The organism is Cedecea sp. AS113, from assembly GCF_037152415.1.
Lineage (GTDB): Bacteria > Pseudomonadota > Gammaproteobacteria > Enterobacterales > Enterobacteriaceae > Cedecea.
In genome coordinates, this window is record NZ_JBBCMI010000016.1 from 17083 (window position 1) to 33708 (window position 16626).

Annotated in this window: 14 protein-coding genes; 9 read left to right on the forward strand and 5 right to left on the reverse strand. The window is 54.4% G+C overall.

Features of this window, described 5'->3' with window-relative positions:
- Positions 1–300 precede the first annotated feature (300 nt).
- On the forward strand, positions 301–2034 hold the full coding sequence (locus WFN87_RS17500; protein WP_336983486.1) for a phosphoethanolamine transferase CptA: 1734 nt from the start codon (positions 301–303) through the stop codon (positions 2032–2034).
- 70 nt (positions 2035–2104) lie between these two features.
- Here WFN87_RS17500 and metF read toward each other — a convergent pair whose 3' ends face one another.
- The 3 genes from metF to metB all read right to left on the reverse strand — a co-directional run bounded on the left by metF (position 2105) and on the right by metB (position 6821).
- Entirely contained in the window at positions 2105–2995 is an 891-nt protein-coding gene (metF, locus tag WFN87_RS17505) for a methylenetetrahydrofolate reductase (RefSeq protein ID WP_336983485.1), read from the reverse strand.
- Positions 2996–3225: 230 nt separating this feature from the next.
- The gene (locus WFN87_RS17510) at positions 3226–5658 is read right to left on the reverse strand and encodes a bifunctional aspartate kinase/homoserine dehydrogenase II (protein ID WP_336983484.1); all 2433 of its coding nucleotides are present in this window, start codon (positions 5656–5658) and stop codon (positions 3226–3228) included.
- Positions 5659–5660: 2 nt separating this feature from the next.
- The gene (metB, locus tag WFN87_RS17515; protein WP_039289182.1) at positions 5661–6821 is read right to left on the reverse strand and encodes a cystathionine gamma-synthase; all 1161 of its coding nucleotides are present in this window, start codon (positions 6819–6821) and stop codon (positions 5661–5663) included.
- A 276-nt stretch (positions 6822–7097) separates the two neighbouring features.
- On the opposite strand from metB, the gene metJ reads away from it, so the two are divergent.
- On the forward strand, positions 7098–7415 hold the full coding sequence (gene metJ, locus WFN87_RS17520) for a met regulon transcriptional regulator MetJ (RefSeq protein WP_008457553.1): 318 nt from the start codon (positions 7098–7100) through the stop codon (positions 7413–7415).
- Between the two features lie 105 nt (positions 7416–7520).
- On the opposite strand, the gene rpmE is transcribed toward metJ, so the two are convergent.
- On the reverse strand, positions 7521–7736 hold the full coding sequence (gene rpmE / locus WFN87_RS17525; RefSeq protein WP_008457552.1) for a 50S ribosomal protein L31: 216 nt from the start codon (positions 7734–7736) through the stop codon (positions 7521–7523).
- Positions 7737–7942: 206 nt separating this feature from the next.
- Between rpmE and priA the strand changes: the two genes are divergently transcribed.
- The 7 genes from priA to rraA all read left to right on the forward strand — a co-directional run bounded on the left by priA (position 7943) and on the right by rraA (position 16019).
- Complete coding sequence (gene priA / locus WFN87_RS17530) at positions 7943–10141, forward strand: primosomal protein N' (protein WP_336983483.1); 2199 nt, start codon at positions 7943–7945, stop codon at positions 10139–10141.
- Between the two features lie 161 nt (positions 10142–10302).
- Positions 10303–11337, forward strand: coding sequence for a DNA-binding transcriptional regulator CytR (cytR, locus tag WFN87_RS17535; protein ID WP_008457548.1), 1035 nt, complete (start codon positions 10303–10305; stop codon positions 11335–11337).
- An 89-nt stretch (positions 11338–11426) separates the two neighbouring features.
- Positions 11427–12470, forward strand: a complete 1044-nt coding sequence (gene ftsN / locus WFN87_RS17540) for a cell division protein FtsN (protein WP_166879279.1) — start codon at positions 11427–11429, stop codon at positions 12468–12470.
- Positions 12471–12559: 89 nt separating this feature from the next.
- A complete protein-coding gene (gene hslV, locus WFN87_RS17545; protein ID WP_008457544.1) occupies positions 12560–13090 on the forward strand; it encodes an ATP-dependent protease subunit HslV in 531 nt (176 codons plus the stop codon).
- A gap of 9 nt (positions 13091–13099) precedes the next feature.
- Positions 13100–14434 (forward strand): HslU--HslV peptidase ATPase subunit, encoded by a 1335-nt coding sequence (gene hslU, locus WFN87_RS17550; RefSeq protein ID WP_336983482.1) that lies wholly within the window; start codon positions 13100–13102, stop codon positions 14432–14434.
- Positions 14435–14511: 77 nt separating this feature from the next.
- A complete protein-coding gene (menA, locus tag WFN87_RS17555; protein WP_008457540.1) occupies positions 14512–15438 on the forward strand; it encodes a 1,4-dihydroxy-2-naphthoate polyprenyltransferase in 927 nt (308 codons plus the stop codon).
- Between the two features lie 95 nt (positions 15439–15533).
- Entirely contained in the window at positions 15534–16019 is a 486-nt protein-coding gene (gene rraA, locus WFN87_RS17560; RefSeq protein ID WP_008457535.1) for a ribonuclease E activity regulator RraA, read from the forward strand.
- A 63-nt stretch (positions 16020–16082) separates the two neighbouring features.
- Here rraA and zapB read toward each other — a convergent pair whose 3' ends face one another.
- Complete coding sequence (gene zapB / locus WFN87_RS17565) at positions 16083–16322, reverse strand: septal ring assembly protein ZapB (RefSeq protein ID WP_008457532.1); 240 nt, start codon at positions 16320–16322, stop codon at positions 16083–16085.
- Positions 16323–16626: the final 304 nt, after the last annotated feature.

Consider the following 16626-nt stretch of genomic DNA (forward strand, 5'->3'; position numbering starts at 1 on the left):
TTTTATTTCTAACTAGTGAAAACGCTCATCGCCACTCAACGCGCTTAACACGTTTATTGCCCCCGCCATCTTCAACAAATAAACAACAAAAAACCAAAAGCATTGGCCGTATAAATATCCCCGGAACAAGCCTGAAATTACGCTGTCATTATTCCGACACATTTTCTATATTGTGCGCAAAAGTCACCCAGCAATGGGTGACTTTTTTCGTGAGTACAAGCCACCGTAGCGTTCATAACTAAGGCTTACTTAAGGTTTTCTCATTACGGTTAATGATAATTTAATAGCACAGGCAAGAGTATGCACTTCACATTGAAACAGTCTGAACGGAAGTTCAGCATTAAAGCCCTTGGATGGGTTTTACTCTACTTTTGGTATTTTTCCTCGGTTTTGCAGATTGCCATCTTAACAACAGGCTACAGCGGTACAACGGGGCTGCGTGACTCCTTACTGTTTAGCTCTCTGTGGTTTATTCCTGTATTTCTGTTTCCACAGCGTACGCGCATTATTGCCGCCGTTATTGGCGTTATCCTTTGGGCAGCCTCAATCGCCGCCCTGGGTTACTACGTCGTCTACGGGCAGGAGTTCTCGCAAAGCGTTCTGTTTGTGATGTTCGAAACAAACGCCAGCGAGGCCAGCGAATACCTGAGTCAGTATTTCAGCCTGAAGCTGCTGCTCATTGCGGTTGCCTATACGCTGGGTGCCATCTTTCTTTGGACCCGTCTGCGCCCGGTTTATATTCCAAACCCGTGGCGCTGGTTGGTTTCCTTCGCCATCCTGTTCGGCCTGGTGCTCAATCCGGTGGGTAAAGAGTGGCTTATCAACAAACGCAGCCTTGGCGAATCCTTCTCCAGTATTTCTTATCGCCTTGAGCCTGCGGCCCCCTGGCAGTTTATCGTCGCCTATACCGAATATCGCCAGCAGTTGGACAGCCTGAATAACCTGCTAACGTCCAACAATGCGCTGCCGCCGTTGGCTAACCTGAAAGACGCCTCCGGTAATGCGCCGCGCACTTTGGTACTGGTTATTGGTGAGTCAACGCAGCGTGGCCGCATGAGCCTGTACGGCTACCACCGCCAGACAACGCCAGAGCTGGATGAGCTGCATAAAACTGACCCGCAAATGACGGTGTTTAATGACGTCGTCACTTCACGTCCTTACACCATTGAAATTCTGCAGCAGGCGCTGACGTTTGCAGACGAGAAAGATCCGGACCTCTACCTGACTAAGCCTTCGCTGATGAACCTGATGAAGCAGGCCGGGTACAAAACCTTCTGGATCACTAACCAGCAGACCATGACCGAACGCAACACCATGCTGGCCGTATTCTCGAAGCAGACCGACAAACAATATTATATGAACCAGCAGCGTACCCAGAGCGCGCGCGAATACGACACGAACGTCCTCGCGCCGTTTAAAGAGGTTCTGGCCGACCCTGCACCGAAAAAATTCATTATTGTGCACCTGCTCGGCACGCATATTCGGTATGACTTCCGCTACCCGGAAAACTGGAACAAGTTTGATGGTAAAACGGACGATTTACCGGCTGGATTAACCAAAGATCAGCAAGAATCCTACAACAGTTACGATAACGCCAACCTGTTTAATGACCACGTGGTTTCCACGCTGATCAAAGACTACAAGGCCAGCGATCCTAACGGCTTCCTGCTCTATTTCTCTGACCACGGGGAAGAGGTTTACGACACACCGCCGCATCAGACCCAGGGGCGTAACGAAAACAAACCTACGCGTCATATGTACACCATCCCGTTCATCGTCTGGACGTCACCGACCTGGCAGCAGGCCCACCCGCGTGACTTCTCGGGAGATATAAACCGCAAATACAGCAGCTCAGAACTGATTCATACCTGGTCTGATTTAGCCGGTTTAAGCTATGACGGCTACGACGCAACACGGGCCATCACCAGCCCGCAGTTTGTCGAAGCGACCCGCTGGATTGGTAACCCGTATGATAAAAATGCGCTGCGGGATTACGATGCGCTGCCTTACGGCGATAGCGGCAGTAATCAGTAACGCTTTTAGCCCGTAAAGTAAAAAGCCCCGCTCACAGTTGAACGGGGCTTTTTTTATGTGAAATCAATGTCTACAGCTTGGGTCGAACGCCTAAAGTGTGGCAGATCGCATAGCTCATTTCCGCCCGGTTAAGCGTGTAGAAGTGGAAATCCTTCACGCCTTCCCGGCTCAGGATTTTCACCATATCCATGGCAATGTTCGCGCCCACCAACTGGCGGGTTTCGGCATCGTTATCCAGGCCTTCAAACATTTGTGCCATCCACGACGGAATACGCACGTTAGTTATATCGGCAAATTTCTTCGCCTGCCGGAAGTTTGAGACAGGCAGAATACCCGGGATTATCTCGACATCAATGCCTGTGGCCGCGCAGCGATCGCGGAAGCGAAGATAGCTTTCAACATCAAAGAAGAATTGAGTAATCGCGCGGTTAGCACCGGCTTCAATTTTACGGCGCAGGCTGAGTAAATCCGCCTGGGCGCTTTTGGCTTCGGGATGGACTTCCGGATAGGCCGCAACGGAAATATCAAAGTCGCCGACTTCCTTGAGCAGCCCCACCAGGTCAGAAGCATACATATCCGGCTTACCGCTGCCAGGCGGTAGATCACCACGCAATGCAACGATATGGCGGATGCCGTTGTTCCAGTAGTCCTGCGCAATCGCCTGCAGTTCATCTCGCGTTGCATCGACACAGGTCAGATGCGGGGCTGCTTCAAGGCCGGTACGCTCTTTGATGCCTTTGATGATGCTGTGGGTACGGTCACGCTCGCCGGAGTTCGCCCCGTAGGTCACGGAAACAAACGTTGGCTTCAGGATGCTTAGCCTGTCGATAGACTTCCACAGGGTTTGTTCCATTTCACTGCTGCGCGGCGGGAAAAACTCAAAGGAAACATGAATATGCCCGGCCACTTCGGCCAGACTCTGGTTCAGCGCTTCCCGCTGATTCGCGTGAAAAAAGCTCATACCCTTACCTCGTCAATCGCATCGTTATCGTGTGGTGGCGTTTTATTGCTATCCAGACGTTTAGACGTCCAGATAGAAAGATGACCGAAAAGGCGAAAGGCGTCAATGAAAATGTCACCACAAAATGTGGAGGAATTCTCACATAAGATGAATTTTTTTCAGGAGAAACAGAGAAAGGGACATGCAGTAAAACGCACTCTCTTCCAAAGAAAGAGAGTGCGGGAAAGAAACTACAGCAGTTGTGCCAGGCGGTTCAGATCGGACTGAATGGCCCCGGCGGTAACATCGCGCCCGGCGCCAGGCCCGCGGATCACCAGCGGGTTGTCACGGTACCAGCGGCTTTCAATCGCGAAGACGTTGTCACACGGCAGCAGAGCGGCAAGCGGATGCTCTGCCCGCACGGCTTCAACCCCCACGCGAGCCTTGCCGTTCGCATCAAACCGGGCCACATAACGCAGCACCAGCCCCATCTCCTGGGCAGCCTCGAGCCGCTGCAGCATTTGCTCGTTCAGCTCATCACCGTTTTCAAAGAAATGGTCAATGGAGCCGCCTTCACAACCTGCGGGCACCAGAGATTCCACACGAACCTGATCCGGCTCGATGTCATAACCCGCCTCACGGGCCAGGATCACCAGCTTACGCATGACGTCTTTACCGGACAGGTCCACGCGCGGATCTGGCTCGGTTAGCCCCTGCTGCCAGGCCTGATCAACCAGTTCTGTAAACGGCACTGTGCCGTCAAACTGCAGGAACAGCCATGAAAGCGTCCCCGAGAAAATACCGCTGATAGCCAGAATAGCATCGCCGCTGTCACGCAGGTCGCGAACCGTATGGTTAACCGGCAGCCCTGCGCCCACCGTGGCGTTATACAGCCAGTGCCGGCCCGTTTTCTCAAACGCATCACGAATCTGGCGATACTTCTGGCCGTTCCCTGCGCCGGCAAGCTTATTGGCGCTGATCACATGGAAGCCATGGCTGGCGAAGTCCAGGTATTGATCGGCGAGTTGCTCGCTGGCGGTCACGTCCAGTACCACTAAATCATCATACGGATGAGCCCGCATCCACAGGAACAGCGACTCTTCGTCCTGCTGAACTGCCTCATCATTGAAGAAGGCCAACGCGCGACTGGCATCCAGACCGTCGTAATTCAGCAAGCTACGGCTGCTGTCCACCACGCCAGCCAGCACAAATTCAAACCCGGTACGGGCGGAGAGAATTTCCTGTTCGCGGGCAAACAGCTCAAGCCAGCGGGAACCGATGTTGCCTTTGCCGAACAGCATCAGACCAATACGCTTCTCAGCACGAAACAGCGACTTGTGTAGCCCCTGAATCAGGCTTTCCGTTGGGCCTACGCGCAGCACGGCCACCAGGCTAATGCCGTCTTCCGACTGCCAGATAAACTCCACGGGATGATCTTTCAACTGCTGCCAGAAACGGTGGCTATGCAGCGGGTTACGGCAAACGCCGGCCCCGACCATTGCCACCAGCGCCAGGCCTTCACGCAGACGAAGCTCGCCCTGCAGGCTGGCATTCTGGAGAAGTTGCAGCACGCTGTTGGCGACTTCCGAGGTGTAGCAAAGCTGCAGTAAATTACGATCGGGATGCACGCCAATCGACAGTGGACGCACCTGACCGCGCTTGAGGATCATATCCAGCTCTTTTTGCGCCAGCTTGAAATCCTGATGCGACGGCACCTGATATTCGATCAGGCAAACATCGTCGTGACTGGTGACAATCCGGGCACCCGTGCCGGACGCCAGAACGCGCTCAATACGGGTCGAACCTTGCTCTGGTGAATAGCTGCAGCGCAGTTGCAGGTCGATATCGCTGCCGGATACGGGCTGTAATGTACGAGCGTGTAGCACCGGCGCGGCAAGACGAGCCAGCTCGCTGGCTTCATCCAGGCGTAGCAGAGGCAACAGGCAGGCATCTTTCACTTTACGCGGATCCGCGCTGTAAACCCCGGCCACGTCGCTCCAGATAGTTACGCGAGAAACGCCAGCCAGCGCGCCAATCTGCGTCGCTGAATAGTCAGAACCGTTACGCCCCAGCAGCACAGTTTCACCCGCTTCATTGCTGCAGATAAAACCGGTCACAACCAGGCGTTTATTCGGGTGCTGGGCAAGCAAGTTTTGCAGCAGCGGCCAGGAACGGCCTTCGTCAACCTGTGGCTGGGCCGCACGTTCAGCACGCATAAAATCGCGGGCGTCCAGCCAGGCGGCTTCAACGCCCTGCTGATTCAGCACCGCAGCCATCAAACGCGCCGACCAGACTTCCCCGTGACCAACAACCTCTGCATAAACGGCATCGTTCATTTTACCGTCCAGCAGAACAGCAAGGCGCTCAAGGTCGTGGATAAACCCGGCAATCAGGCCATCCGCCACTTCCGGCGGCAATAAACCGCTAATAAGGTCGCTCTGATAGCGGCGCAGCGTTTGCTGAACCTGATGCGCGGAAAGCCTGTCGCTCTGGCTCAGCTTAAGCCAGTTAATCAACTGGTTAGTGGTACTGCCGGCGGCCGAAACCACCATCATGTCACCCGGTCTGGAATATTCGGTCATGATACCCGCCACGCGCAGGTAACATTTCACATCGGCAAGACTGCTGCCCCCAAACTTGTGCAGTTGACGAACCGGCGTCCCTGCTGGTGCTGAAACACTCATGCTTACCCCTCGGCAGCGACCCGGAAGGCATTTTCCAGATCGGCAATTAAATCTTCACTATCTTCTATACCTGTTGAAACGCGCAGCAGCGTTTCAGAAATGCCGGCGGCAGCTCGTGCCTCCGGCGCCATGCCCGCATGTGTCATGGTTGCGGCGTGGGAAATCAAGCTTTCCACGCCCCCCAGCGATTCCGCCAGGGTAAACAGCGACAGCGCCCCCAGGAAACGACGCAGCGTTTGCTCGTCACCGTCGAGCTCAAAGCTCAGCATCGCGCCAAACCCTTTTTGCTGACGGGCCGCAATCTCGTGGCCCTGGTTTTCCGGCAGTGAAGGATGATACAGCTTTTTCACCAACGGTTGCTGCTTGAGAAACTCAACAATGGCCTGAGCATTACGTTGAGCCACTTCCATACGTGGCGACAGAGTGCGCAGGCCACGCAACAGCAGGTAGCTGTCAAATGCGCTGCCGGTGACGCCAATGTTATTCGCCCACCATGCCAGTTCGGTGACCGTGGCAGGATCTTTTGCAATAACAACGCCCGCAACCACATCCGAATGGCCGTTGAGGTACTTGGTGCAAGAGTGCAGAACCAGATCGGCCCCCAGCGCCAGCGGGTTTTGCAGTGCCGGGCTCAGGAAGGTGTTATCCACCACGCTAATCGCACCCGCTTCACGCGCTGCGGCACAGATTTTCGCAATATCCACGACGCGCAACAATGGATTACTTGGACTTTCTACCAGTACCAGCTTTGGTTTTTCCGCCAGCGCAGAGTTTAAAGCCTCTTCATCATTCTGATCGACGAATAAAACGCGGTAAGCCCCACGTTTTGCCAGACTATCGAACAGGCGGTAGCTGCCACCATAGCAGTCGTGAGGCGCCACCAGCAGGTCGCCGGGTTTCAGGAATACGGTGGTGACCAGATGAATGGCCGACATGCCGGTATTGGTCATTACTGCCCCAGCCCCGCCTTCCAGCTCCGCTAACGCCCGCTGTACTACGTCGCGCGTTGGGTTACCCCGGCGTGAATAATCATGGGCACGCGGTTCATTAAAGCCGGTAAAGTTATAGGTGCTGGACAGGTGAATAGGTGGAACGACGCAGCCGTATTGCTCGTCATCATTCAAACCGCTACGAACTGCGATGGTTGCCTGTTTACGCGTCATGGTGTGCCCGATCCTTGCTGGTCGAATAAAAGTCAGGCCTCAGAGTAAACAACCGCAGTATAGACGTCAATACATCTGGACATCTAAACCTCTTTGCGTATAGATTGAGCAAAAGGCAAATAGCCGTTAAAATTATGCGTTTTAGAGTGTATATGTCTGAGTTTCACGCTCAGGAAAGGGTTATCCTGTGCTGTACACTAAAAGAGATAATCGTCAACGCCGCGGATTTACCCGGCTTTGGCACGTTTTCATAGATTAAGAGGATTAAGGTATCTCATGGCTGAATGGAGCGGCGAATATATCAGCCCCTACGCTGAGCACGGTAAGAAGAGTGAACAAGTAAAGAAAATTACGGTTTCCATTCCTCTGAAAGTGTTGAAGATCCTCACCGACGAGCGCACGCGTCGCCAGGTGAATAACCTGCGTCATGCGACCAACAGTGAATTGCTGTGTGAAGCTTTTTTGCACGCCTTCACCGGCCAGCCGCTGCCGAACGATGCTGACCTGCGTAAAGAGCGCAGCGATGAAATCCCGGAAGATGCGAAGGTCATTATGCGTGAACTGGGGATCGATCCGGATACGTGGGAATATTAAGATCTGATGTTAAGGCGTCTGCGGGCGCCTTTTCTTATTGCGTTACCGGATAACAGACACAAAAAAGGCGCCTTCAGGCGCCTTTCTCTTTCCAGAGTGCGAAACTTATTTCTTCGCGCCTGGTACGCTGAAGCGCTTGTTGAAGCGATCAACACGGCCGCCGGTAGCAACATCACGCTGTTTACCAGTGTAGAACGGGTGGCACTGACCACATACGTCCAGGTTCAGATCGTGACCTACGGTGGAGCGGATCTTGATAACATTACCGCAAGAGCAGTTTGCAGTAATTTCTTCGTATTTAGGATGGATATCTTTTTTCATGGTAAACCTCGGTAAAGGCCGCGTCGCTCTTCCAGCCCTAACGCCAGACACCACGCGATGTTAATAAATTAGGTTTTTTGATACCAAAACTGCGCATCAAAGGCGGCGAATCATACAGAAATTGCTCACCCGGTGCAAACTGATCCGCAATTTTGCAAGCGCTCAGTGTACACTAATACGTCATTTTTTTCAGCCTGGATGCTTTCATGCCCGTAGCCCACGTTGCACTGCCGGTTCCGCTGGCCCGTACCTTCGACTATCTGCTGCCAGAAGGCGTGCAGGTTAGCGCAGGCTGCCGCGTACAGGTGCCGTTTGGCAAGCAACGCGAAGCTGTCGGTATCGTCATGTCGGTCAGCCAGTCGAGCGATCTGCCGCTGGAAAAACTCAAGCCCGTTGGTGAAGTTCTCGATGGGCGCTCGCTGTTCACGCCGTCACTCTGGCGCGTGCTGCTGTGGGCTGCGGAGTATTATCATCACCCGATTGGCGAAGTGCTCTTTCACGCTCTGCCAATTCTTCTTCGCCAGGGGAAACCTGCGCACCATGCTCCGCTCTGGTACTGGTTTGCTACGGAAGAAGGAAAAGCCGTTGATCTGAACAGTCTCAAACGCGCGCCTAAACAGCAGCAGGCACTGGCGGCGCTGCGGCACAATATCGTCTGGCGGCATCAAATCGGCGAGCTGGAAATCAGTGAGCCGGGGTTACAGGCGCTGAGAACAAAAGGCCTGTGTGATTTAAAAAGCGCGGCGCCTGCGGAAGAAGACTGGCGGGCAAGCTATGCCGTTGCCGGTGAGCGGCTGAGACTGAATACGGAACAGGCCACCGCCGTGGGGGCTATCCACAGCGAATCTGACCATTTCTCCGCCTGGCTGCTCGCCGGCATCACCGGCTCCGGCAAAACTGAGGTTTACCTCAGTGTGCTTGAAAATGTGCTGGCGCAGGGCAAGCAGGCTTTAGTGTTGGTGCCCGAAATTGGCCTGACTCCGCAAACTATCGCCCGCTTCCGGGAGCGTTTTAACGCGCCGGTTGAAGTCCTGCACTCCGGGCTGAATGACAGTGAAAGGCTCAGCGTGTGGCTAAAAGCACGCAGCGGTGAGGCGGCCATCGTCATTGGTACCCGTTCTTCTCTGTTCACGCCGTTCTGCCGTCTCGGCGTCATCGTCATCGATGAGGAACATGACAGCTCCTATAAACAGCAAGAAGGCTGGCGCTATCACGCTCGCGATTTAGCCGTTTACCGGGCGCATGCCGAAAACATTCCGATCATTCTCGGCTCGGCAACGCCAGCATTAGAAACTCTGCACAATGTTCAGGTGGGAAAATATCGCCAGCTACGCCTGACTAAACGTGCCGGAAACGCACGCCCGGCTCACCAGCAGGTTGTCGACCTGAAAGGGCAGCAGCTCAAAGCCGGCTTAGCCCCTGCACTGCTCAAAAAGATAGGCGAGCATCTTGCCGCAGATAACCAGGTGATCCTTTTCCTTAACCGCCGCGGCTTCGCACCTGCCCTGCTCTGCCACGAATGCGGCTGGATTGCGGAATGCGCACGGTGCGATCATTACTACACGCTGCACCAGGGCCATCGCCATCTGCGTTGCCATCATTGCGACAGCCAGCGCGCGATCCCGCAGCAGTGCCCGCAGTGCGGCTCCACGCATCTGGTTCCGGTGGGAATGGGGACCGAACAGCTTGAACACAGCCTTGAGCCGCTGTTCCCGAACGTACCGATTTCCCGCATCGACCGCGATACCACCAGCCGCAAAGGCGCACTGGAACAGCAGCTGGCCGAAGTGCACCGGGGCGGCGCGAGAATTCTTATCGGCACACAAATGCTGGCTAAAGGGCACCACTTCCCTGATGTCACGCTGGTCGCCTTACTCGACGTAGACGGCGCGCTTTTTTCCGCAGATTTCCGTGCCGCCGAACGCTTTGCCCAGCTCTACGTCCAGGTTTCTGGTCGAGCGGGACGAGCCGGTAAGCAAGGTGAAGTCCTGCTGCAAACGCACCATCCTGAACACCCTTTGCTGCAAACCCTGCTGACCAAAGGCTACGATGCGTTTTCCAGCCAGGCATTGAGCGAGCGCCAAACGGTATTTTTGCCGCCGTACACCAGCCATGTATTGATTCGGGCCGAAGATCAGAACAACCACCAGGCCCCGCTATTTTTGCAGCAATTGCGTAATCTGCTGGAGGCCAGCCCGCTGCGCGATGAGCAGCTCTGGATCATGGGGCCAGTTCCCTCGCTGCAGCCCAAACGCGGCGGGCGTTTTCGCTGGCAAATCTTGTTGCAGCATCCATCGCGCGGGCGCCTGCAAAAACTGGTCAGCCATTCACTCACGCTGATCAACACGCTCCCCGAAGCCCGGAAAGTGAAATGGATGCTGGATGTTGACCCTATCGACGGGTAGCACAATCGGGCTGGTTATGCGAAGCCGATCGAAAAATCTAATACTCATCACATTTCTTGTGAAAAATTTGTAACCGCTTACAGCCAACTTCTGCTAAGAATGTGATGACTGTCAGACACACAGGAGTGTTGACGATGGCGGCGTGCATGTGAGGAGAAGAAGTGAAGCCGAAGAAACCGGTGGTGAATGCCACCATGAAAGATGTCGCCGTGCAGGCAAAAGTGTCTACTGCAACGGTATCCCGCGCCTTAATGAACCCGGACAAAGTTTCACAAAGTACCCGTAATCGCGTGGAACAGGCGGCGATTGAAGTGGGGTATTTGCCTCATTCTCTGGGGCGTAACATCAAACGCAGCGAATCACGCACTATTCTGGTCATCGTGCCGGATATCTGCGATCCGTTTTTCAGCGAAATCATTCGCGGGATTGAAGTTACCGCAGCTTCACACGGCTATCTCGTGCTGATTGGCGATTGCGCCCACCAAAATCAGCAGGAAAAAACCTTCATCGACCTGATCATCACCAAACAAATTGATGGCATGCTGCTGCTGGGCTCACGCCTGCCGTTTGACGCCAGCAAAGAAGAGCAACGCAATCTGCCGCCGATGGTCATGGCCAATGAGTTTGCCCCTGAGCTGGAACTGCCCACGGTGCATATCGACAATCTGACCGCCGCCTTTAACGCCGTTTACTATCTGCAAGAGCTCGGGCATCAGCGCATTGCCTGTATTGCCGGGCCTGAAGAAATGCCGCTTTGCCATTATCGCTTACAGGGATACGTTCAGGCACTGCGCCGCAACGGCATCGTCGTCGATCCTCACTATATTGCGCGCGGTGATTTTACCTATGAAGCAGGCGCCGCAGCGCTGGCACAGCTTATTGCCCTGCCCGAACCCCCAACCGCCATTTTTTGCCATAGCGACGTGATGGCGCTAGGGGCGCTTTCTCAGGCAAAGCGCAGCGGGCTTAAAGTCCCGGAAGATTTATCGATTATGGGCTTCGACGATATTGCCCTGTCGCAGTTCTGTGACCCGCCCCTCACCACCGTCGCACAACCCCGTTTCGATATTGGTAAGGAAGCTATGCTGCTATTGCTGGACAACATGAACGGCCAAAACGTTAACAGCGGCTCACGCCTGCTGGACTGCGATCTTATTGAGCGAGGCAGCACTGCCGCGCCCGGCAGCAGAAATTGAGCCGTTTTTAAGACTGCATAAACTGGTCAAAGCCCCGCCCCTTAAGTAACATGGCGGACTGATAAACGAATAAAGACAGCGAAACGATAGTGGCACAACGAGATTATGTAAGCCGCGGGCAATCGGCAGGGACGCGGCGCAAAAAAAGTACACCCCGCAAAAAGCAACGTAGTCTGCCCTCCGTCTCTCCAACGATGGTTGCCATTGCGGCCGCAGTCGTGGTGGCCTTTGTCGGCGCTCTTTACTTTATTACTCACCATAAGAAAGAAGAGATTGACGCGCTCCCTGGCCACAAAGTGACCGGCAATGGCTTGCCGCCAAAACCGGAAGAGCGCTGGCGTTACATTAAAGAGCTGGAAAACCGCCAGCCTGGCGTACGTGCGCCTACTGAACCTACCGCCGGCGGCGAAGTCATGAACCAAAGCCAGCTAACCAACGAACAGCGCCAGTTGCTGGAGCAAATGCAGGCGGATATGCGCCAACAGCCTACGCAGCTAAATGAAGTCCCGTGGAATGAGCAAACCCCTGCCCAGCGCCAGCAAACGCTGCAGCGCCAGAAACAGATTGTGCAGCAAACTCAGCCTGTGCAACAGCAGCAGTGGAACACGCAGACGCAGCAGCCTCGCGTTCAGCAGCGTGTAGCGGAACAGCCATACCAGCAGCCGCGTAACACGCAACAAACCACGCAGCCTTATCAACAGCCAAAAACTGTGCCGCAGCAACAGCCGAAAACCTCTACGGCAAATAATCAGCAGCCGTATCAGGATCTGCTGCAAACGCCACCGCACAGCCAGCAAAAAGCGCCACAGCAAACAAAACCGGTTCAGCGTGAAGCTCAGCCTGCACCAATTACGCGTGAGCCAGAAGTGGCTAAGCAGGCTCCTGCTGCTCAGGAGAAAAAAGATGAAAAACGCTGGATGGTGCAGTGTGGTTCATTTAAAGGCAGCGAGCAGGCGGAAACCGTTCGTGCTCAGCTGGCGTTTGAAGGCTTTGACTCCCGCATTACCACCAACAACGGCTGGAACCGCGTCGTTATTGGGCCAATCAAAGGTAAAGACAATGCCGATGGCACCATCAATCGGCTGAAGATGGCTGGGCATACCAGCTGTATTCGTCTTGCCGCCGGGGGTTGAAACCCCAAAATTGCCCCCCATTTATAATGGCATTAGGCCCTGCGCACCGCGCAGGGCTCCTGTTTAGCTGATGCAAAAGGGGTCCGATCGTGACAACAATAGTAAGTGTACGTCGTAACGGCCATGTGGTTATTGCCGGCGATGGCCAGGCCACGCTGGGTAATACCGTCATGAAAGGTAACGTCAAAAAAGTACGTCGCCTGTACAACGATAAAGTGATCGCGGGTTTTGCCGGCGGTACTGCGGATGCCTTCACGCTGTTCGAACTGTTTGAGCGCAAGCTGGAAATGCATCAGGGTCACCTGGTGAAAGCCGCCGTTGAGCTGGCGAAAGACTGGCGTACCGACCGCATGCTGCGCAAGCTTGAAGCGCTGCTGGCCGTGGCCGACGAAAGCGCGTCGCTGATCATCACCGGTAACGGGGACGTCATCCAGCCTGAAAACGATCTGATTGCCATTGGCTCCGGCGGCCCGTACGCCCAGGCCGCAGCCCGCGCCCTTCTGGAAAATACCGAAATGGGCGCGCGCGATATCGCTGTGAAAGCGTTGGATATTGCAGGTGATATCTGCGTTTATACCAACCACTTCCATACCATCGAAGAATTACCGTCTAAAGCGTAAGGATCTCCCATGTCTGAAATGACCCCACGCGAAATTGTTAGCGAGCTGAATAAACACATTATCGGCCAGGACAACGCTAAGCGCTCCGTCGCTATCGCCTTACGTAACCGCTGGCGCCGTATGCAGCTTGATGAAGAGCTGCGCCATGAAGTTACCCCTAAAAACATTCTGATGATCGGCCCAACCGGCGTGGGTAAAACCGAAATTGCCCGCCGCCTGGCAAAACTGGCCAACGCGCCGTTCATCAAAGTTGAAGCGACCAAATTCACCGAAGTCGGCTATGTGGGCAAAGAAGTGGACTCCATTATCCGCGATCTGACCGATGCCGCAGTCAAAATGGTGCGCATGCAGTCTATCGAGAAGAACCGCTACCGCGCTGAAGCAATGGCCGAAGAGCGTATTCTCGACGTGCTGATCCCACCGGCGAAGAACAACTGGGGTCAGGCGGAAGCCCAGCAGGAGCCATCGGCTGCTCGCCAGTCGTTCCGCAAGAAACTGCGCGAAGGCCAACTGGATGATAAAGAGATCGAAATCGATCTCGCCGCTGCACCGATGGGTGTAGAAATCATGGCACCTCCTGGCATGGAAGAGATGACCAGCCAGCTGCAGTCCATGTTCCAGAACCTGGGCGGCCAGAAGCAAAAGCCACGCAAGCTGAAAATCAAAGATGCGATGAAGCTGCTGGTGGAAGAAGAAGCGGCGAAGCTGGTGAACCCGGAAGAGCTGAAGCAGGACGCCATCGACGCAGTTGAGCAGCACGGGATCGTGTTTATCGACGAAATCGACAAAATTTGTAAGCGCGGCGGCAACAGCTCCGGCCCAGATGTGTCCCGCGAAGGTGTACAGCGTGACCTGCTGCCGCTGGTAGAAGGCTGCACCGTATCCACCAAGCACGGCATGGTAAAAACTGACCACATCCTGTTTATCGCTTCCGGCGCGTTCCAGGTTGCGAGCCCGTCAGACCTGATTCCTGAGCTGCAGGGGCGTTTGCCTATCCGCGTTGAGCTGCAGGCGCTGACCGTAGACGATTTCGAGCGCATCCTGACCGAACCTAACGCCTCCGTGACCGTACAGTACAAAGCGCTGATGGCAACTGAAGGCGTGAACATCGACTTTACCGAGGACGGTATTCGTCGTATTGCTCAGGCTGCCTGGCAGGTAAACGAATCTACCGAAAACATCGGGGCACGTCGCCTTCACACCGTGCTTGAACGTCTGATGGAAGATATCTCCTATGACGCCAGCGAGTTAGATGGTCAGTCCATCCTGATCGATGCCGAATACGTCGGTAAACATCTTGATGAGCTGGTTGCAGATGAAGACCTGAGCCGTTTTATCCTATAATCCGGCTAACGCATTTTCTTCATTTGAAATGGAGGGCTTATGCCCTCCATTTTTTTATCTAAACTGGCAACCAAATAATGAGCGATTCGCAACCTACAAGTGTCACCCAGGCCTGGCTGGAAAGCCTTCGCCCACGCACGCTACCTCTGGCGTTTGCTTCAATCGTCTGCGGTTCGGCCCTGACTTACTGGCAAGGTGTCTTTGACCCGGCTGTGGCGCTGCTGGCGCTGCTGACCGCCGGACTTTTGCAGATCCTGTCTAACCTCGCCAATGACTATGGCGACGCGGTCAAAGGCAGCGACAAAGAAGACCGTCTCGGGCCACTACGCGGGATGCAAAAAGGAATGATTACTCAGGCGCAGATGAAACGTGCGCTGGTCATCACCGTCATCCTCATTTGTTTGTCGGGTCTGTCGCTGGTCGCCCTTGCCTGCCATACCTTCTCCGATTTCATGGGCTTCTTGCTACTTGGGCTGCTGTCTATCGTCGCCGCCATTACCTACACCGTCGGCACCCGTCCTTATGGCTACATGGGGCTGGGAGATATCTCAGTGCTGGTGTTCTTTGGCTGGATTAGCGTGGCGGGTACCTGGTATCTGCAGGCTAATTCGCTGGCGGCGCTGGTGATTCTGCCGGCCACGGCCTGTGGGTTACTCGCCACCGCAGTGTTGAATATCAATAACCTGCGTGATATCGATAGCGATCGTGAGAACGGTAAAAATACCCTTGCTGTACGTCTTGGGCCCATTGTTGCACGCCGCTATCATGCCGCTCTGCTCATCGGGGCTTTGGCCTGTCTCGCCCTGTTTAACCTTATCTGGCTCAAGAGCCTGTGGGGATGGTTATTTGTTCTGGCCGCGCCGCTGCTGCTCAAGCAGGTTACCTACGTCATGCGGGAGCAAGATCCCGTGGCGATGCGCCCGATGCTGGAACGCACCGTCAAAGCCGCGTTGCTGACGAATCTGCTGTTTGCACTGGGCGTTGTCCTCAGTACCGTTGTGTGATGACTGACAAATATCAATTAACAATTGATGATTTTGCCAACAGTTAACAGAACGCGATATACTGACAACTCCTGCAGCAAATGAACCTTAATCCTATGAAATACGATACTTCTGAGCTTTGTGACATCTACCAGGAAGAGGTCAACGTCGTTGAGCCGTTGTTCTCCAACTTTGGTGGCCGCTCGTCATTTGGTGGGCAAATCATCACGGTGAAATGTTTCGAGGACAACGGGTTGCTGTACGATCTGCTCGAAGAGAATGGCCGTGGGCGAGTCCTGCTGGTAGACGGCGGTGGTTCAGTACGCCGCGCGCTGATTGATGCGGAACTGGCTCGTCTTGCGCTGCAAAACGAGTGGGAAGGCATTGTGGTTTACGGCGCGGTGCGACAGGTGGATGACCTGGAAGAGCTGGACATTGGCATCCAGGCGATTGCCGCCATCCCGGCTGGCTCCGCGGGAGAAGGCATCGGCGAAAGCGATGTGCGCGTCAATTTTGGTGGCGTGACCTTCTTCTCAGGCGACCATCTGTATGCCGATAACACCGGCATCATTCTCTCCGAAGATCCGCTGGATATTGAGTAATCCGGTCGATGAATAGCAAAACGGGCGCCTCAGGCGCCCGTTTTTTTTTGTCGGAAGCAGGAATTACACTTCTTCCATTTTGCCCAGCAGCGCGTGTAAACGCTCCTGCCAGACATGCTGTTGTTCTTTCAGGCTGCTGTTTTCACGCACCAGCTCTTCATGGTTGCTTTGCGCCTGCTGAACTTCCTGAGCCAGACCGTTATTTTTCTCTTTCAGCTCTTCGATTTCCATCTGTAACAACGTAATCGTGTCAACCGCCTGCTGAACTTTTGCTTCCAGTTTCTCAAACACTTCAAATGACATTTCGAACTCTCCTGAATGGCAAGGCGTTGATGGATGGCTATCCTCGTCCCGATTCTACGGCGACGCCTTTATGAACGTATGCACAACACGTAGCGTAACTCGATTGTAAGTAGCCCGGATGCCCGTGTCCAGCGGCTTACCGCGCTCTTTGCGTAACATGACGTTTTTCAGCCTATGCTGAAAGCCAGGGTTCACGGTCGATTCGAATTGTTAAAAAACACGTTAACAAAACGCGTAATTCCCCCCTCTTTCCCATGAGGCACCGCTCATTTTTTAGCGCGAAAACGCTCATTTTCTTGACGCA

Excerpts from the sequence above, each read along its gene's own strand:
- WFN87_RS17500 (WP_336983486.1), top strand. The coding sequence starts at position 301 with ATGCACTTCACATTGAAACAGTCTGAACGGAAGTTCAGCATTAAAGCC.
- metF (WP_336983485.1), bottom strand. The coding sequence starts at position 2,995 with ATGAGCTTTTTTCACGCGAATCAGCGGGAAGCGCTGAACCAGAGTCTG.
- WFN87_RS17510 (WP_336983484.1), bottom strand. The coding sequence starts at position 5,658 with ATGAGTGTTTCAGCACCAGCAGGGACGCCGGTTCGTCAACTGCACAAG.
- metB (WP_039289182.1), bottom strand. The coding sequence starts at position 6,821 with ATGACGCGTAAACAGGCAACCATCGCAGTTCGTAGCGGTTTGAATGAT.
- metJ (WP_008457553.1), top strand. The coding sequence starts at position 7,098 with ATGGCTGAATGGAGCGGCGAATATATCAGCCCCTACGCTGAGCACGGT.
- rpmE (WP_008457552.1), bottom strand. The coding sequence starts at position 7,736 with ATGAAAAAAGATATCCATCCTAAATACGAAGAAATTACTGCAAACTGC.
- priA (WP_336983483.1), top strand. The coding sequence starts at position 7,943 with ATGCCCGTAGCCCACGTTGCACTGCCGGTTCCGCTGGCCCGTACCTTC.
- hslU (WP_336983482.1), top strand. The coding sequence starts at position 13,100 with ATGTCTGAAATGACCCCACGCGAAATTGTTAGCGAGCTGAATAAACAC.
- menA (WP_008457540.1), top strand. The coding sequence starts at position 14,512 with ATGAGCGATTCGCAACCTACAAGTGTCACCCAGGCCTGGCTGGAAAGC.
- rraA (WP_008457535.1), top strand. The coding sequence starts at position 15,534 with ATGAAATACGATACTTCTGAGCTTTGTGACATCTACCAGGAAGAGGTC.
- zapB (WP_008457532.1), bottom strand. The coding sequence starts at position 16,322 with ATGTCATTTGAAGTGTTTGAGAAACTGGAAGCAAAAGTTCAGCAGGCG.